This is a genomic window from Streptomyces sp. SS7, from assembly GCF_037993025.1.
Lineage (GTDB): Bacteria > Actinomycetota > Actinomycetes > Streptomycetales > Streptomycetaceae > Streptomyces.
Map to the genome: position 1 here is coordinate 7,311,795 of NZ_CP141223.1, position 15,267 is coordinate 7,327,061.

Below are 15,267 nucleotides of genomic sequence, written 5' to 3' on the forward strand. Positions count from 1 at the left end.
GCATATCACGGAGTTACCGGGCGGGTACATGTGTTCGGGACCGGGTTCGTACGGCTCTTGACGGTGCGGGCGGGCAACGGATGTGATGCCGGGATGACGGAGAACACCGCCGCCCTCGCGACCGGCACCACCGATCGTGCGGCGGACCCCATGCTGCTGGTGGAGGATCTGCACCACTCCTACGGCACGGGCGCCGCCGCCGTCCACGCGCTGCGCGGGGCGTCGTTCGCCGTCCGGCGCGGCGAACTGGTCGCCCTCAAGGGCCGTTCCGGCTCCGGCAAGACGACCCTGCTGCATCTGATCGGCGGCCTCGACTCCCCGCAGCGCGGCCGGATCGTCCTCGACGGCACCGATCTGTCCGAGCTCGGCGAGAGCGGGCTGCTGGAGCTGCGCCGCGACCGGATCGGCTTCGTCTTCCAGTCCTTCGGGCTCATCCCCATCCTCACCGCCGCCGAGAACGTGGGGGTGCCGCTGCGCCTGCGCCGGGCCGAGCCGCGCGAACGCGAGGCGCGGGTGGCCCTGCTGCTGGCCCTGGTGGGTCTCGCCGGCCACGAGACACAGCGGCCGGCCGAGCTGTCCGGCGGCCAGCAGCAGCGGGTCGCCATCGCCCGTGCCCTCGCCAACCGGCCCGCCCTGCTGATCGCCGACGAGCCGACCGGCCAGCTCGACGCCTCCACCGGCCTCGCGGTGATGGAACTGCTGCGGGCCGTGGTGCGCAGCGAGGGCGTCACGGCCCTCGTCGCCACCCACGACCCGCAACTCCTCGGCCTCGCCGACCGGGTGCTGGAGCTCGGCGACGGCGAGGTCGTCGAGCGCCCCTGATCAAGCGCCCCAGATCAAGCGCCCCTGATCAGCTGAGCCGCTGGACCTTCGCCCACGCGCACACCAGCAGCAGCACCAGCAGCGCCCCGCACGCCGCCGCCTGGATCCACGGCCGCCGCCGGTCCCGGGGCGCGTGGGCGTAGGCCAGGGCCACCGCACCGCCCGTCAGCAGACCCCCGAGGTGTGCCTGCCAGGAGGTCAGGCCCGCCGAGACCACCAGCCACAGCAGCAGGCCCGCCATGAACCGGTTGACCTGGCTCATGTCGGCGCCGAGGCGGCGCGCCAGGACGTAGTAGGCGGCACCGACGCCGAAGACCGCGCCGGAGGCGCCGACCGTGACGGCCATGGGGACGGTCAGCAGCACCAGCACCGAACCGCCGAGCGCCGACAGCAGATAGAGGGCGAGGTAGCGGATCCGCCCGAGCTGCGACTCCACCACCCGGCCGAGGTTCCACAGCGACACCATGTTCATCACGATGTGCAGGATCCCGAACGTGCCCTGGGTGGGCGGCTGATGCAGGAACGCGCCGGTGAGCAGCCGGTACCACTCGCCGTGCGCGACCCCCCAGGGGGCGTAGCCCGGCGGAACGGTGCCGAGCACGGCGAACCGGCTGATGACGTCGTCGTCCACCGACTCGGCCAGGTACGCCAGCACGTTGAGCCCGATCAGCACGTACGTCACCAGCGGCACCGCCGACACCCGGCCGCCGACGACGGTACGGGCCCGGCGCACCGACCGCGCGCCCTCCCGCACGCAGTCGGGGCACTGGTGGCCCACGGCCGCCTCCCGCATGCAGTCCGGGCAGATGAACCTCTCGCAGCGGGTGCAGCTGACGTAGGACTCCACCTGGGGATGGCGGTAGCAGGTGGTGACGGCGGACTCGGACTCCACGGACCGGCTCCTCTGGGCGCTTCTCGGCTGGGCGCTTCTCGGCAAGAGCGAACAAAATAGCGAACACCGCAGGGTGTGGGAGGGTGGGGGCCATGGTCGCGATGAGTCTGAGCAAGGTCCAGGAGACCGCTCCCGCGCTGGTGAACCTCTACAAGAGCGCCGGGGTGTCCCTCACGAAGCACGGTCTCGACGGCCAGCGGGCCGCCGTCTACCTGGTGGTCGACTACTCGGGGTCGATGAAGCCGTACTACCGGGACGGCAGTGTGCAGGCGCTGGCCGACCGGGTGCTGGGCCTGTCCGCGCACCTCGACGACGACGGCCGGGTCCCGGTGGTGTTCTTCTCCACCGACGTCGACGCCGTCACCGACATCGAACTCGCCTCGTACCAGGGCCGGGTGGAGCGGATCGCGGCCGGGCTCGGGCACATGGGGAAGACCAGCTACCACCTGGCGATGGACGCGGTCATCGACCACTACCTCGACAGCGGTGCGCGCGAGCCCGCCCTCGTCGTGTTCCAGACCGACGGCGGCCCGATCAACAGGCTCGCCGCCGAACGCCATCTCTGCAAGGCGGCCCGGCTGCCGCTGTTCTGGCAGTTCGTCGGCTTCGGCGACCGGGGGAGCAGGCAGTTCGACTTCCTGCGCAGGCTCGACGAACTCCCCGTCCCCGGCAAGAGGGTGGTCGACAACGCCGGCTTCTTCCACGCCGGCCCGGATCCGCGCCGGGTCTCCGACGCGGAGCTGTACGACCGGCTGGTCGGCGAGTTCCCGAAGTGGCTGGTGGCGGCACGGGCGGCGGGGATCGTCCGGCCGTAGCGCCCGCTACCAGGTGAGCAGGCGTTCGGCGAAGCGCTCTCCCATGCGGCGGTGGGTCGCCGCGTCCGGGTGGAGGCCGTCGGGGAGCGGGAGTTCGGCGGCGTCGGCCTCGCCGTAGAGGTCGCGGCCGTCGACGTAGTGGAGGTGCGGGTCGTCGGCCGCGCGCTGCTCCACCAGGCGGGCGAGGGTGTCGCGGACGACGCGCAGGGTCAGCTTCCCGAACGCCACCTCGGCGGGGTCGCCCATCGGCTGGAACCACGGCTGCCCCGAGGCGGCCGCGGAGAAGTCCAGGGCGGTCGGGCCCGGGGTGTCCTCGTGCATGGGGCACAGGATCGGTGAGACGACCACCAGCGGGACGGTCGGCCGGCCCTCGCGGATCGTGTCGAGGAAGCCGTGGACCGCGGGGCCGAAGGCGCGCAGCCGCATCAGATCGGTGTTGACCAGGTTGATGCCGATCTTGACGCTGATCAGGTCGGCGGGCGTGTCGCGCAGGGCGCGGGCGGTGAACGGGTCGAGCAGGGCGCTGCCGCCCAGGCCGAGGTTGATCAGCTCCATCCCGGCGAGCCTCGCCGCGAGCGCCGGCCAGATGCCCGTCGGGCTCGCCGCGTCGGAGCCGTGGCTGATCGAACTGCCGTGGTGCAGCCACACCTTGCGGCCCGTGGGCCGGGCCGGTCCGACCGGGGCGTCGGTGCGCAGCGCGACGAGTTCGGTGGTCTCGTTGTGCGGGAGCCAGATCTCGATGTCCTTCGTCCCGGCCGGCAGCCCGGCGAAGCGGACGGTGCCGGGCCCGCCGGGGGAGAGGTCGCCGGTGCCGGCCGCCAGGTCGACGGTCAGGGTGCGGCCGCCGCCCGTGACGCTCCCCCGTCCGGCCGGGCGGCCGTCGACGACCAGGTCGTAGACACCGTCCGGCCGGGGCGGCGCGCCCGCGTAGGCCCGCCGGGTGGGCAGCGCGTCCAGTTCCACGGTGGTGGCGGCGCTGCGGAAGACCAGCCGTACGCCCGAAGGCTGGGACTCGGCCATGAGCAGCTGCGCGTCGGAGCACTGGGCGCGGGCCCGGGCCGGCAGCCGGTGCGGCAGGACGCCGTGCTCGGTGCGCTCGACGTCCAGGGCGCCGCGCAGCAGGTCCGCGGTGATCGGCGTGGTGGTCCACGCGGGCCCGGTCATACGGCGGGCCAGGTGCGCAGCAGCGCGTCGAGGGCGTCGAGGACCCGGGTCCAGGTCTCGTCCGTGTCCGGGGCGCTGTGGCTGAAGCCGCCGCCCAGCTCCAGGCTCACGTAGCCGTGGAAGACGCTGCCCAGGAGGCGCACCGCATGGGTCCGGTCCGGTTCCGCGAGGTCGTAGCCGCGCAGGATCGCCCGGGTCATCTGCGCGTGCCGGACCCCCGCGCTCGCGGCCGCCGTCTGCGCGTCGAGCCGGAGCTGGGCGGCGGCGTAGCGGCCGGGGTGCTCGTGGGCGTAGTCCCGGTAGACGTTGCCCAGTGCGCTCAGGGCGTCCTTGCCGGCTCGGCCGGCCAGCGCCTCGGAGGCCCGGTCGGCGAGCTCCTCCAGGGCGAGCAGGGCGATACGGGTCCGCAGGTCCTGGGAGTTGCGCACATGGGAGTACAGACTCGCCACCTTGACGTCGAACCGTCGGGCCAGCGCCGAGACGGTCACCTCGTCGAAGCCGACCTCGTCGGCCAGTTCGGCGCCCGCCCGCACCAGGCGTTCCGTGGTCAGCCCGACCCTCACCATGCCGTCTCTCCCCTCGCCTGCCGCACGCCTGCCCGCAGCGGGCCGTCCGAAGCACGCTCGCCCGAAGCGGGTCGCCCCGAGCCGGCCGCCCAGGCCGACCGCCTGAAGCAAGTATGCGTTTGCCTAAAAGCTTTAGGCAAATTACCGTCACCCTTATGAAGCCCCTGACCGAGCAGCAGATCCGCGCCGCCTTCGTGAACTGCACCAAGGGCGAGGCCAAGCGCCTCGCCGTCCCGCGCGACCTGGCCGAGCGGCCCTGGGACGACCTGGACTACCTCGGCTGGCGCGACCCCCAGGCCCCCGACCGCGCCCACCTGGTCGTCGAGCTCGACGGCCGGCCGACGGCCCTCGCCCTGCGCGCCGCCGCGGGCGCCGTCGGGCAGGCCCGGCGCAGCATGTGCTCCATGTGCCTGACCACCCACTCCGGCGGCGTCGCCCTGATGGTCGCCCCCAAGGCGGGCCGGGCGGGCCAGCAGGGCAACTCCGTCGGCGCCTACCTCTGTGCCGACCTCGCCTGCTCGCTCTATGTGCGCGGACTGCGCGACGCCGGCGTGGGTGCCCGGCTGCCCGAGACGATCACCCTGGAGGAGAAGATCCGGCGGACGGTGACGAACCTCGCCGCGTTCGTCGCCAAGGTGACCGGCTGACCCGAGGCCGGGGCCGAGCCCGACGCTCAACCGCGCGCCGCCAGCACCTCCGCCCGGCACTCTTCGGGGGTGCCCCACGCCGACCGCAGCGCCCGCGCCTTGGTCAGCCAGAGCGACAGGTCGTACTCCTGCGTGTACCCGATCGCGCCGTGCAGCTGGAGCGCCGTGCGCGCGCAGGCGTACGCCGCCTCGCAGGCACTCAGCTTCGCCGCCGCCACGTCCGCCGGCGCCATCGTCACGGCGGCGCCCAGCACCAGCGGCCGGGCGAACTCCAGCGCGACGCGCGCGTCCGCCAGCCGGTGCTTGACCGCCTGGAACGAACCCACCGCGACCCCGAACTGCGTGCGCTGCCGCACGTACCCCACCGTCCGGTCCAGCAGCGCGAGACCGACCCCGAGCGCCTGGGCGGCGGTGGTGAGACGGGCCAGCAGCAGGGCCCCGGGCGGCGGCGGCCCGGCGGCGAGCAGCTCTCCGCCCGGCCGCAGCCGGGTCAGCCGCCGCGCCGGGTCCAGGGAGGGCCGTACGGGGTCGTGACCGGGGGCCAGGCGCACCCCGTCGGGCGCGACGGACAGCCGTACGTCCGCCAGGTCGCCGTCGAGCGCGTACGCCCCCTCGTACGCCACCGTCGCCACCGACCGGCCCGCCGCCAGCGCCGGCAACAGCCGCTTCGCGGGCCCCGGTTCACGGACCAGGGCGGCCGCGGTCACCGTCTCCACCAGCGGACCCGGCACCGCGTGCCGCCCCAGCTCCACGAACGCCACGGCCAGGTCGACCGGCCGGCGCCCCAGCCCCTCGTACTCCTCCGGGACCGCCAGCGCGAACACCCCCGCGTCGGCCAGCCGCGACCACAGCGCCCGCCCGCCCGTGTGGTCCCCCCGGCTCCATTCCCGCACCGTCCCCGGCGTACCGGCCGCCGTCAGCAGCGCGTCCAGGGAAGCGGCGAACGCCCGCTGCTCGGTGTCGAGGAGGAAGCGCATCAGCGGCGTCCCTTCGGCAGGCCGAGCAGCCGCTCGGCGACGATGTCGCGCTGGATCTCGTTGGTGCCCGCGTAGATCGGACCGGCGAGCGAGAACACGTACCGCTCCGCCCACTCGGTGTCCGCCCGCTCGCCGTCCCCGGCCAGCAGGTCGAGCGCCGTCTCGTGCAGCGCGATGTCGTACTCGGACCAGAAGACCTTGTTCAGGCTGGCCTCCGGGCCGAGCGGCTCGCCCGCCAGGAAGCGGGAGGCGGCCGCGTAGGTGAACAGCTGGTGGGCGCGGGCCCCGACGAGCGCGTCCGCGACCCGCGCGGCCGACTCCGGGGGGCTTCCCAGGGCGCGCCACAGGTCGTACAGGCGGTCGGCGGAGGCGAGGAAGCGGCCGGGGGAGCGCAGGGTGAGCCCCCGCTCGTTCGCCGCCGTCGACATCGCGATCCGCCAGCCCTGCCCCGGTGCCCCGATCACGTCCTCGTCCGGCACGAACACCTCGTCCAGGAACAGCTCCGCGAACGCCGGCTTGCCGTCGAGCCGGCCGATCGGACGCACCGTCACCCCGGGCGCGCGCAGGTCGAACATCACGTAGACGAGACCCTGATGGGGTTTCGGGGCGTCCGCATCGCTGCGGAACAGGCCGAAGGCGCGATCCGCGAACGCCGCGCGGGACGACCAGGTCTTCTGGCCGCTCAGCAGCCAGCCGCCGGCCGTGCGGACCGCCCGTGAGCGCAGCGCGGCCAGGTCCGATCCGGCCTCCGGCTCCGACCAGGCCTGCGCCCACACCGTCTCGCCGCGGGCCATCGGCGGCAGCACCCGGTCGCGCTGCTCCGGTGTGCCGTGCTCCAGCAGGGTCGGCCCCAGCAGACCGATCCCGTTCTGGTTGACGCGCCCCGGGGCGCCCGCCGCGTAGTACTCCTCCTCGAACAGCAGCCAGCGGATCAGCCCGCACCCCCGGCCGCCGTACCGCGCGGGCCAGTCCACCACCGACCAGCCGTCCGCGGCGAGTTCGGCCTCCCACGCGCGGTGCGCGGCGAACCCCTCGGCCGTCTCCAGGGACGGCGGCGCGACGGCGGGCACATGCGCGTCCAGCCAGACGCGGGCCTCGGTGCGGAAGGCCTCCTCCTCCGGGGTGAGGGCGAGGTCCATGAGCGGCCCTCCATTTCCTCGGGCGGCCGGTCTTTTCGTCGGCGGCCGACTTTTCTAACAAGTGTTTGGTAGGTTAGCGTGGCGGTATGACAGACGTCGAGACTCCGGCGTACGTACCCGGCCACGGACTGCTCGCGGGCCGCACCGCCGTCATCACCGCGGCGGCCGGCGCGGGCATCGGCGGCGCCACCGCCCGGCGCTTCCTGGAGGAGGGCGCCCGCGTCGTCATCAGCGACGCCCACACCCGCCGCCTGAAGGAGTACGAGGCCGAACTCGCCCGGGAGTTCGGCGCCGCCTCGGTCACCGCCACCCCCTGTGACGTCACCGACGACAGCCAGGTCAGGGCCCTGTTCGAAACAGCCGCGCGGACGCACGGACGGCTCGACGTCGTCGTCAACAACGCCGGCCTCGGTGGCACCGCGCCCCTCGTCGACATGACCGACGGCCAGTGGACCCGCGTCCTGGACGTCACGCTCAACGGCACCTTCCGCTGCACCCGGGCCGCGCTCCGCCTGATGCGCGGCACCGGACGCGGCGTGATCGTCAACAACGCCTCGGTGGTCGGCTGGCGCGCCCAGGCCGGACAGGCCCACTACGCCGCCGCCAAGGCCGGGGTGATGGCACTGACCCGCTGCGCGGCGATCGAGGCCGCCGCCTACGGCGTCCGCGTCAACGCCGTCGCACCGAGCCTCGCCATGCATCCGCACCTGGTGAAGGTGACCACGCCCGAACTCCTGGCGGAGCTGACCGCACGCGAGGCCTTCGGCCGGTACGCCGAACCCTGGGAGGTCGCCAACGTGATCGTGTTCCTCGCGTCCGGCTACTCCTCGTACCTGACGGGCGAGACCGTCTCCGTCAGCAGCCAGCACGCGTAGGACGACAATGGGCCCGTGCCGACCAAGAAGAAGCCCCAGGTGACCGCCGCGCCCGCCCGGCGCCGCGAACTCCTCGACACCGCCGCCGAGGTCTTCGCCGAACAGGGCTACAACGCCACCACCGTCCGCAAGATCGCCGACCACGCGGGCATGCTCGCCGGCAGCCTCTACTACCACTTCGACTCCAAGGAATCGATGCTGGAGGAGATCCTGCGCACCTTCCTCGACGAGCTGTGGGCCGGCTACGACACCGTCCTCGACGCCGGCCTCGCTCCCCGCGAGACGCTGGAGGCCCTGGTCACCGAGTCGTTCCGGGAGATCGACCGGCACCGCGCCGCCGTCGCCATCTACCAGAAGGAGAGCCGACAGCTCGTCGCCCAGGAACGGTTCGCGTTCCTCGCCGAGTCCCAGCGCAGATTCGAGAAGGCGTGGCTCGCCACGCTCGAGCGCGGGGTCGCCCTGAAGGTCTTCCGCGCCGACCTCGACGTCCGTCTCACCTACCGGTTCGTCCGCGACACCGTCTGGGTCGCCGCGTCCTGGTACCGGCCCGGCGGACAGCACAGTCCCGAGGAGATCGCCCGGCAGTACCTGTCGATGGTGCTGGACGGGATCGCCGTACGCACATAACCCACTGGGGAGTTGCCATGGCCGAGGCCTACATCGTCGAAGCGGTCCGTACGCCCGTCGGGCGGCGCGGGGGAGGACTCAGCGCGGTCCACCCGGCCGACCTGGGCGCGCACGTGCTGAAGGAACTCGTCGCCCGCGCCGGCGTCGACCCGGCCGCCGTCGAGGACGTGATCCTCGGCTGCCTGGACGCCGTGGGACCGCAGGCCGGGGACATCGCCCGCACCTGCTGGCTGGCCGCCGGACTGCCCGAGGAGGTGCCCGGCGTCACCGTGGACCGCCAGTGCGGCTCCTCCCAGCAGGCCGTCCACTTCGCCGCGCAGGCCGTACTCTCCGGCACCCAGGACCTGGTCGTCGCCGGCGGGGTGCAGAACATGTCGCAGATCCCCATCGCCTTCGCCACCCGCCAGGCCGCCGAGCCCCTCGGCTTCACCCAGGGCCCCTTCGCGGGCAGCGAGGGCTGGCGCGCCCGCTACGGCGACCGGCCCGTCAACCAGTTCGCCGGCGCCGAGATGATCGCCGCCAAGTGGGGCATCAGCCGCCGGGACCAGGAGGAGTTCGCCCTGCGCTCCCACCGGCGGGCGGTACGGGCCATCGACGAGGGCCGCTTCGCCCGGGAGACCGTCGCCCTCGGCGAGGTGACGGCCGACGAGGGGCCGCGCCGGGACACCTCTCTGGAGAGGATGGCCGCCCTGAAGCCCGTCATCGACGGCGGCACCGTCACCGCCGCCTGCTCCTCCCAGGTCTCCGACGGCGCCGCCGCCATGCTCCTCGCCTCCGAGCGCGCGGTCCGCGAACACGGCCTCACCCCCCGCGCCCGGGTGCACCACCTCTCCGTACGCGGCGAGGACCCCATCCGCATGCTGACCGCACCGATCCCGGCGACGGCGTACGCGTTCAAGAAGACCGGGCTGACCATCGACGACATCGACCTCGTCGAGATCAACGAGGCCTTCGCCCCCGTCGTCCTCGCCTGGCTGAAGGAGACCGGCGCCGACCCGGACAAGGTCAACGTCAACGGCGGCGCCATCGCCCTCGGCCACCCCCTCGGCGCGACCGGCACCAAACTGATGACGACCCTGCTGCACGAACTGGAGCGCACGGGCGGGAGGTACGGCCTGCAGACGATGTGCGAGGGCGGCGGACAGGCGAACGTGACGATCATCGAGAGGCTCTGAGCCCCTCCAGGACCTCCTCCGCCTCCTTCACGATCCGCTCCACCAGCTCCGCGCACGACGGCAGGTCGTCGATCACCCCGGCGACCTGCCCGGAGGCCATCACACCGAGGTCCGTGCGGCCGTCCACCATCGCCGACCTCAGCAGCATCGGGGTGTTGGCGGCCAGCAGGACCTGGCTGAAGGACAGGTCCTTGCCGTGACGCAGGGCGAGGCCGTCCCGGACCATGCCCGGCCAGGACAGTCCCGACAGCTTGCGGAACGCCGCCGCCCGCCGCGCCGCGTGCAGCAGAGCGCGCAGGCGGCCCGAGCGTTCCAGGGCGTCCACCAGGTCCGTGCGGAGCATGCGGTGCGGAAGGCCGTCCACCGCGCGGGTGACCGTGACGTCCCGGACCGAGGCCGCCAGATAGCGGGCCTTCACCGGATCCGGCACCGTCGAGTCCGACGTCAGCAGGAAACGCGTGCCCATCGCCACGCCCGCCGCCCCGTAGGCCAGCGCCGCGACCAGCCCCCGTCCGTCGAAGAAGCCGCCCGCCGCCACCACCGGGACGTCCACCGCGTCCACCACCTGCGGCAGCAGCACGGTCGTCGCCACCTCGCCGGTGTGCCCGCCGCCCTCCCCGCCCTGCACCAGCACCGCGTCCGCCCCCCACGCAGCGACCTTCTCGGCGTGCCGGCGCGCCCCCACGGACGGGATCACGACGACCCCGGCCTCCTTCAGCTCGGCGATCAGCTCCCGGGAGGGCGCCAGCGCGAAGGACGCCACCCGCACCCCCTCGTCGACGACGATCCGCACCCGGTCCCCGGCGTCCCCCGCGTCCGCCCGCAGATTCACCCCGAACGGCGCGTCCGTACGGGACTTGACCTCCCGTACCGCCTCCCGCAGCCCGTCCACGGTCATCGTTGCCGAACCGAGCACGCCCAGCGCGCCCGCCTCCGCCACCGCCGACACCAGCCGGGGACCCGCCACCCAGCCCATCCCGGTCTGTACGACCGGATGCCGCACCCCGACCAGCCGCGTCAGCGCCGTCTCCATCACAGGGGCACCTCCCGCGCCCGGGTGTTCCCCGGATCGAGCACCTCACGGATCAGCCGCAACTCGGCGGCCGTCGGCTCACGGGTGCACGGCACCTCGTCCCCGACCACGAGCGCGAACCCCGTCGCCTCCCGGACCTCCTCCACCGTCACCCCCGGGTGCACCGAGGCCAGCCGCATCGCGTGGTCGGGCGTGGCGAAGTCGAAGACGCCCAGGTCGGAGACGACCCGGGGGATGCGGTGGTGACGCGCGCCGGCCGCCCGGTCGTACCCGACCCCGCACACCATGTCGACCCGCTCGACGAACACCCGCCGGGAGTGCCTGGGGACCCAGTAACTGGTCGGGTTGTTCAGGGTGTTGACCGGCGCCCCGCGCACCCCGAGGAGCTGGCGCACCGGCCGCGCCCAGTCGCCGATGCAGGAGATGTTCTGGTTGCCGTACCGGTCGATCTGGCTCGCGCCCATCATCACGTGCCGCCGCCCGCCGGTGACCAGCTCCAGATGCTGCCGGTACGGCAGCCAGCCCTCGGCGGTGCCGTCCGGGCGGACGAGCGTCGCCTCGCCGTCGGTGAGCAGCAGGTCCGGCGCGAAGGTGAGCCGGGCCAGCCGGGCCCCCACCGAGGGGATCAGCCCCATCGGGCTCGCCAGGATCTCGCCGCCGTCCCGCCAGGCCTCGGCGCAGGCGATCACGCAGTACTCGGCGCGCGTGGTCATGCGTCCTCCTCGACGGCCGTCCGGTACGCCGCCTCGTCCCCGGCCAGGTACCGGCCCGCGAACTCCTCCCACGGCGTGGTCGCGTACCGCTTCTGGAACGCCTCGTCCCGGCCGTAGTCGGGCGCGCAGGACGTGAAGTGCGCGCCGCCCGGCGCCTCCACCACCCCCGTCACCACGTGCCGCTTGATCAGCAGCGTCTGCGGCGCCGCAGCCTTCGTCAGCTCGGCCGTGTCGACGATCCGCTCGCAGGACAGGTACGCGGTGTCCGCCGCCGCGCAGAACAGGTCGTCGAAGTAGGGGTCCGGGCCCAGGTACTGCCCGTTGCCCAGCCGGTCGGCCCGGTTCACGTGCACCAGGGCCGCGTCCAGCCGCAGGGCGGGCATCGCGACGAACGTCTCCCCGTCGTCGTACGGCGAGGTCACCGTCCGCAGCGAGGGGTTGACCCGCATCACGTCCGAACCGATCCCCGCCCGCACCGGCAGGAACGGCAGCCGGTTGGCGGCGGCCCGCAGCCCCCACAGGAACATCGCCTCGTCCACCTCCGCCAGCTCGAACGCACCGCGCTCACGGGCCGCGCGGTAGTGCGGTTCCAGGGGGACGGAGTCGAGGGTGGCGAACGCGGCGACCAGCTTGCGGATCCGGCCGGCCGCCGCCAGCATGCCGACGTCCGGGCCGCCGTACGACACCACGGTCAGATCGGTCACCCCGGACCGCAGCAACGCCCGGACCAGGGCCATCGGCTTGCGGCGCGAGCCCCAGCCGCCGATGCCCAGGGTCATGCCGCTCTCCAGCCGGGAGACCGCCTCCTCGGCCGTCATCGTCTTGTCGGTCACCTACCCGCGCTCCTTCCCGAACGTGTCCCGCACCCGGTCGGCCACCCCCGAGACGCTCGCCTCGAACGTGAACCCCTGCTCGTAGCGGTAGCTGCGCCGCACGTCGACCGGGTCGATGCCGTTGAGGGCGGCCTTCGCCAGCCGCAGCAGCTCCCCGTCCTTGGCGGCGATCTCCCGCGCCACCTCCAGCGCGGCCGCGCGCAGCCCCTCGCGCCGCACCACCCGCCACACCGAGCCGTGCGCGTGCAGCTCGGCCGCGGTGACCGTGCGCGAGGTGAAGTACAGGGCGCGCATCAGGTGCTGGGGGACCAGCCGGGCCAGATGGGTCGCCGCGCCGAGCGCGCCCCGGTCCAGCTCCGGCAGTCCGAACACCGCGTCGTCGCTCGCCACGACCAGATCGGCGTTGCCGGCGAGTCCGACGCCGCCGCCCAGACAGAAGCCGTGCACCGCCGCGACCACCGGGACCTCGCACTCGTACACCGCCGCGAACGCCTCGAAGCAGCCGCGGTTGACGCCCACGAGCGCGCCCGGTCCCCGCTGCTGCAACTCCTTGATGTCCACGCCCGCGTTGAACCCGCGCCCCTCGGCGGCCAGCACCACACACCGGGTGCCGGGGTCGCGGCCGGCCGCGCGCACCGCGTCGGCCAGCGCGAACCAGCCGCTCACCGGCAGCGCGTTGACCGGGGGGACGTCGACGGTGACCACGGAAATCCCCTTTTCGGGGGACGAGGTGGAGACACTCATGGAAGCATCAGCTACCTTTCCACCAAACGTTTGTTAGGTGAAAGGTAGCAGCGAATGGAGCTGGACGGGAAGGTCGCCGTCGTCACGGGCGGCACCCGGGGCGTGGGTGCCGGCATCGCGCGCTCCTTCGCGCGCGCGGGCGCCGAGGTGGTGGTCGTCGCCCGCCGCCCCCCGGAAGTCCCGCTGCCCAGGACCGAGTTCACGGCCCTGGACGTGCGGGACCCGCACGCCGTACGGGAGTTCTTCGCCGGGCTGCCCCGGTGCGACGTGCTGGTCAACAACGCGGGCGGCGCGCCCTACCGCCCGCTCGCCGACGCTCCGGCCGAACGCCACGCGCGCGTGGTCGAACTCAACCTGCTCGCCCCGCTGACCGTGTCCCTCGCCGCCCACGCGCACCTGAGGCGGGCCGGCGGCGCGGTGGTGATGATCGGCAGTGTCAGCGGCAGCCGCCCCTCGCCGGGCACCGCGGCCTACGGCGCCGCCAAGGCCGGCCTGGAGCACCTCGCCCGTTCGATGGCCGTCGAGTGGGCCCCGGAGGTGCGGGTCAACACCCTGGTCGTCGGCATGGTCCACACCGAACTGGCGCATCTGCACTACGGCGGCCCCGACGGCGTCGAGGGCGTCTCGCGCACGGTCCCGCTCGGCCGGCTCGCCCAGCCCGCCGACGTGGGCGCGGCGGCCGTCTTCCTCGCCTCCGACGCGGCCGCGTACATCAGCGGGGCGAGTCTGCTCGTGCACGGGGGAGGGGAGCGCCCCGCGTTCCTCGACGCCGCGACGGCCAACAAGGACAGCCACGGCAACCAGGACAGTCAGGAGGCCTGAGATGGCAGCACTCTGCGACGGCCGGGTGGTCGTCGTCACCGGCGCGGGCCGCGGCCTCGGGCGGGCGCACGCGCGCGCGTTCGCGGCCGAGGGCGCGCGGGTCGTCGTCAACGACCTGGGTGTCGGCCTGGACGGCGCGCCCGGACCCGGCAGCCCGGCCGGACAGGTGGTGGCGGAGATCCGCGCGGCGGGCGGCGAGGCGGTCGCCCACGGCGGTGACATCGCCACGTCCGAGGGCGCCGCCTCCCTGATCGCCACCGCCCTGGAGACGTACGGCCGGCTCGACACCCTCGTCAACAACGCGGGCTTCCTGCGCGACCGGATGCTGGTCAACCTGGACGAGGACGACTTCGACGCCGTCCTGCGCGTCCACCTCAAGGGCCACTTCCTGCCGCTGCGGCACGCCGCCGCGCACTGGCGTGCCGAGGCCAGGGCGGGGCGCACTCCCGTCGCCCGGATCGTCAACACGGCCAGCGGGGCGGGGCTGCTGGGCTCGGTCGGGCAGGGCAACTACAGCGCGGCGAAGGCCGGGATCGTCGGTCTGACCCTGGTCGCCGCCGCCGAACTCGCCCGCTACGGCGTCCAGGTCAACGCGATCGCGCCGGCCGCCCGCACCCGGATGACGGAGCGGACCTTCGCCGAGACCATGGCGGCCCCCGCGTCCGGCTTCGACGCCATGGCCCCGGAGAACGTCTCGCCGCTCGTGGTGTGGCTGGGCTCCGCCGCGAGCGCGGGGGTCACCGGCCGGGTCTTCGAGGCGGAGGCCGGCCGGATCACCGTGATGGAGGGATGGCGTCCGGGGCCCACGGCGGACAAGGGCGCGCGCTGGAGCCCGGCGGAGGCGGGGGAGGCCGTACAGAAGCTGCTGGCGGCGGCCGAGCCGCCCGGTGCCGTGTACGGGGCGTAGGGCGCGTCCGCGAACTCCTGGCGCGTCAGCCGGTGAGCCGGGCCGTCGCCCGGCTCTGGGCCTCCGTCATCACCTCCAGGAACCGGTTCACCGTCTCCAGTTCCTGCGCGTCGAACTCCTCGCACGCCCGGACGATGTCACGGGCCCACTCCTCGAAGAACACCGCCAGCTCGGCGACCTTGGCCTCGTCGAGCTCGACGAGCACGCGCCGCTTGTCCGTGGGGTGCCTGACCCGGCGGACGAATCCCTTGGCCTCGAGGCGGTCCAGCATGCCGGTGACGGAGGCCGGGGCGAGACCGGTGTGCCCGGCCAGCTCCTTCGCGGTGAGCGGGCCCCCTTGCTGGAGGGCGTCGAGGGTCTTCTCCTCCGTGGCGTTCAGCCCCTGCTTCGCCGCGATCGCCGAGTGGAACATCACCGTGACCATGCTGTGCTGCCGTCCCACGGTCATCAGGCGTTCCAGGGCGGCGGCCCGTCGTTCGTCGGTCATGGGGCCAGGCTAACAAATATTTCGTTCGG

At 73.7% G+C, this 15,267-nt stretch carries 18 protein-coding genes; 8 read left to right on the top strand and 10 right to left on the bottom strand.

The window, feature by feature from the left end; translation table 11 throughout:
* Positions 1-93: 93 nt before the first annotated feature.
* A complete protein-coding gene (locus U5640_RS33520) occupies positions 94-822 on the top strand; it encodes an ABC transporter ATP-binding protein (RefSeq protein ID WP_340380863.1) in 729 nt (242 codons plus the stop codon).
* Between the two features lie 28 nt (positions 823-850).
* On the opposite strand, the gene U5640_RS33525 is transcribed toward U5640_RS33520, so the two are convergent.
* Positions 851-1,714: a rhomboid family intramembrane serine protease gene (locus U5640_RS33525; RefSeq protein WP_340380865.1), complete on the bottom strand. Its 864-nt coding sequence runs from the start codon at positions 1,712-1,714 to the stop codon at positions 851-853.
* Between the two features lie 92 nt (positions 1,715-1,806).
* On the opposite strand from U5640_RS33525, the gene U5640_RS33530 reads away from it, so the two are divergent.
* Positions 1,807-2,529 (top strand): VWA domain-containing protein, encoded by a 723-nt coding sequence (locus tag U5640_RS33530; protein WP_340380867.1) that lies wholly within the window; start codon positions 1,807-1,809, stop codon positions 2,527-2,529.
* A 6-nt stretch (positions 2,530-2,535) separates the two neighbouring features.
* Here the strand turns inward: U5640_RS33530 and U5640_RS33535 are convergent, their stop codons facing one another.
* Both U5640_RS33535 and U5640_RS33540 read right to left on the bottom strand, forming a co-directional pair.
* A complete protein-coding gene (locus tag U5640_RS33535) occupies positions 2,536-3,693 on the bottom strand; it encodes a GDSL-type esterase/lipase family protein (protein WP_340380869.1) in 1,158 nt (385 codons plus the stop codon).
* Positions 3,690-4,259: a WHG domain-containing protein gene (locus U5640_RS33540; protein WP_340380871.1), complete on the bottom strand. Its 570-nt coding sequence runs from the start codon at positions 4,257-4,259 to the stop codon at positions 3,690-3,692. Before U5640_RS33540 ends, U5640_RS33535 begins: the two co-directional genes overlap by 4 nt.
* Before the next feature lie 155 nt (positions 4,260-4,414).
* On the opposite strand from U5640_RS33540, the gene U5640_RS33545 reads away from it, so the two are divergent.
* On the top strand, positions 4,415-4,906 hold the full coding sequence (locus tag U5640_RS33545; RefSeq protein ID WP_340380873.1) for an FBP domain-containing protein: 492 nt from the start codon (positions 4,415-4,417) through the stop codon (positions 4,904-4,906).
* A gap of 26 nt (positions 4,907-4,932) precedes the next feature.
* Here U5640_RS33545 and U5640_RS33550 read toward each other — a convergent pair whose 3' ends face one another.
* The gene (locus U5640_RS33550) at positions 4,933-5,883 is read right to left on the bottom strand and encodes an acyl-CoA dehydrogenase family protein (protein WP_340380875.1); all 951 of its coding nucleotides are present in this window, start codon (positions 5,881-5,883) and stop codon (positions 4,933-4,935) included.
* Positions 5,883-7,022, bottom strand: coding sequence for an acyl-CoA dehydrogenase family protein (locus tag U5640_RS33555; protein WP_340380877.1), 1,140 nt, complete (start codon positions 7,020-7,022; stop codon positions 5,883-5,885). Before U5640_RS33555 ends, U5640_RS33550 begins: the two co-directional genes overlap by 1 nt.
* Before the next feature lie 86 nt (positions 7,023-7,108).
* Here U5640_RS33555 and U5640_RS33560 point away from each other — a divergent pair, with 86 nt between their 5' ends.
* From U5640_RS33560 to U5640_RS33570, 3 genes are read left to right on the top strand one after another with little or no spacing between them, the layout of a single operon-like run.
* Positions 7,109-7,897: an SDR family oxidoreductase gene (locus U5640_RS33560; RefSeq protein WP_340380878.1), complete on the top strand. Its 789-nt coding sequence runs from the start codon at positions 7,109-7,111 to the stop codon at positions 7,895-7,897.
* 15 nt (positions 7,898-7,912) lie between these two features.
* Positions 7,913-8,524 (top strand): TetR/AcrR family transcriptional regulator, encoded by a 612-nt coding sequence (locus U5640_RS33565; protein ID WP_340380880.1) that lies wholly within the window; start codon positions 7,913-7,915, stop codon positions 8,522-8,524.
* Between the two features lie 17 nt (positions 8,525-8,541).
* Complete coding sequence (locus tag U5640_RS33570; protein WP_340380882.1) at positions 8,542-9,699, top strand: acetyl-CoA C-acetyltransferase; 1,158 nt, start codon at positions 8,542-8,544, stop codon at positions 9,697-9,699.
* Here U5640_RS33570 and U5640_RS33575 read toward each other — a convergent pair.
* Genes U5640_RS33575 through U5640_RS33590 form a run of 4 tightly spaced genes read right to left on the bottom strand, consistent with a single transcriptional unit; the run spans position 9,683 to position 13,022 of the window.
* Positions 9,683-10,732: a nitronate monooxygenase gene (locus U5640_RS33575; protein WP_340380884.1), complete on the bottom strand. Its 1,050-nt coding sequence runs from the start codon at positions 10,730-10,732 to the stop codon at positions 9,683-9,685. The two genes, U5640_RS33570 and U5640_RS33575, sit on opposite strands and share 17 nt — an antisense overlap.
* Positions 10,732-11,445 carry a CoA-transferase gene (locus tag U5640_RS33580; RefSeq protein ID WP_340380886.1) on the bottom strand — a complete coding sequence of 238 codons (714 nt, stop codon included), beginning with the start codon at positions 11,443-11,445 and terminating at the stop codon, positions 10,732-10,734. Before U5640_RS33580 ends, U5640_RS33575 begins: the two co-directional genes overlap by 1 nt.
* Positions 11,442-12,278 (bottom strand): CoA-transferase, encoded by an 837-nt coding sequence (locus U5640_RS33585; RefSeq protein ID WP_340380888.1) that lies wholly within the window; start codon positions 12,276-12,278, stop codon positions 11,442-11,444. The genes U5640_RS33580 and U5640_RS33585 overlap by 4 nt, the downstream gene beginning before the upstream one ends.
* Positions 12,279-13,022 (bottom strand): enoyl-CoA hydratase family protein, encoded by a 744-nt coding sequence (locus tag U5640_RS33590; protein WP_340380890.1) that lies wholly within the window; start codon positions 13,020-13,022, stop codon positions 12,279-12,281.
* A gap of 54 nt (positions 13,023-13,076) precedes the next feature.
* Here U5640_RS33590 and U5640_RS33595 point away from each other — a divergent pair, with 54 nt between their 5' ends.
* Both U5640_RS33595 and U5640_RS33600 read left to right on the top strand, forming a co-directional pair.
* Positions 13,077-13,844 carry an SDR family oxidoreductase gene (locus U5640_RS33595; protein ID WP_340380892.1) on the top strand — a complete coding sequence of 256 codons (768 nt, stop codon included), beginning with the start codon at positions 13,077-13,079 and terminating at the stop codon, positions 13,842-13,844.
* Between the two features lies 1 nt (position 13,845).
* Positions 13,846-14,751, top strand: coding sequence for an SDR family oxidoreductase (locus U5640_RS33600; protein ID WP_340380894.1), 906 nt, complete (start codon positions 13,846-13,848; stop codon positions 14,749-14,751).
* 25 nt (positions 14,752-14,776) lie between these two features.
* On the opposite strand, the gene U5640_RS33605 is transcribed toward U5640_RS33600, so the two are convergent.
* The gene (locus U5640_RS33605) at positions 14,777-15,238 is read right to left on the bottom strand and encodes a MarR family transcriptional regulator (protein WP_340380896.1); all 462 of its coding nucleotides are present in this window, start codon (positions 15,236-15,238) and stop codon (positions 14,777-14,779) included.
* Between the last annotated feature and the right edge of the window lie 29 nt (positions 15,239-15,267).

Bases quoted from the DNA above. Each gene is read 5' to 3' on its own strand.
- U5640_RS33600 (WP_340380894.1), top strand. From the start codon at position 13,846: ATGGCAGCACTCTGCGACGGCCGGGTGGTCGTCGTCACCGGCGCGGGC.
- U5640_RS33575 (WP_340380884.1), bottom strand. From the start codon at position 10,732: ATGGAGACGGCGCTGACGCGGCTGGTCGGGGTGCGGCATCCGGTCGTA.
- U5640_RS33570 (WP_340380882.1), top strand. From the start codon at position 8,542: ATGGCCGAGGCCTACATCGTCGAAGCGGTCCGTACGCCCGTCGGGCGG.
- U5640_RS33540 (WP_340380871.1), bottom strand. From the start codon at position 4,259: ATGGTGAGGGTCGGGCTGACCACGGAACGCCTGGTGCGGGCGGGCGCC.
- U5640_RS33580 (WP_340380886.1), bottom strand. From the start codon at position 11,445: ATGACCACGCGCGCCGAGTACTGCGTGATCGCCTGCGCCGAGGCCTGG.
- U5640_RS33535 (WP_340380869.1), bottom strand. From the start codon at position 3,693: ATGACCGGGCCCGCGTGGACCACCACGCCGATCACCGCGGACCTGCTG.
- U5640_RS33590 (WP_340380890.1), bottom strand. From the start codon at position 13,022: ATGAGTGTCTCCACCTCGTCCCCCGAAAAGGGGATTTCCGTGGTCACC.
- U5640_RS33560 (WP_340380878.1), top strand. From the start codon at position 7,109: ATGACAGACGTCGAGACTCCGGCGTACGTACCCGGCCACGGACTGCTC.
- U5640_RS33545 (WP_340380873.1), top strand. From the start codon at position 4,415: ATGAAGCCCCTGACCGAGCAGCAGATCCGCGCCGCCTTCGTGAACTGC.
- U5640_RS33595 (WP_340380892.1), top strand. From the start codon at position 13,077: ATGGAGCTGGACGGGAAGGTCGCCGTCGTCACGGGCGGCACCCGGGGC.
- U5640_RS33550 (WP_340380875.1), bottom strand. From the start codon at position 5,883: ATGCGCTTCCTCCTCGACACCGAGCAGCGGGCGTTCGCCGCTTCCCTG.
- U5640_RS33605 (WP_340380896.1), bottom strand. From the start codon at position 15,238: ATGACCGACGAACGACGGGCCGCCGCCCTGGAACGCCTGATGACCGTG.
- U5640_RS33520 (WP_340380863.1), top strand. From the start codon at position 94: ATGACGGAGAACACCGCCGCCCTCGCGACCGGCACCACCGATCGTGCG.
- U5640_RS33530 (WP_340380867.1), top strand. From the start codon at position 1,807: ATGGTCGCGATGAGTCTGAGCAAGGTCCAGGAGACCGCTCCCGCGCTG.
- U5640_RS33555 (WP_340380877.1), bottom strand. From the start codon at position 7,022: ATGGACCTCGCCCTCACCCCGGAGGAGGAGGCCTTCCGCACCGAGGCC.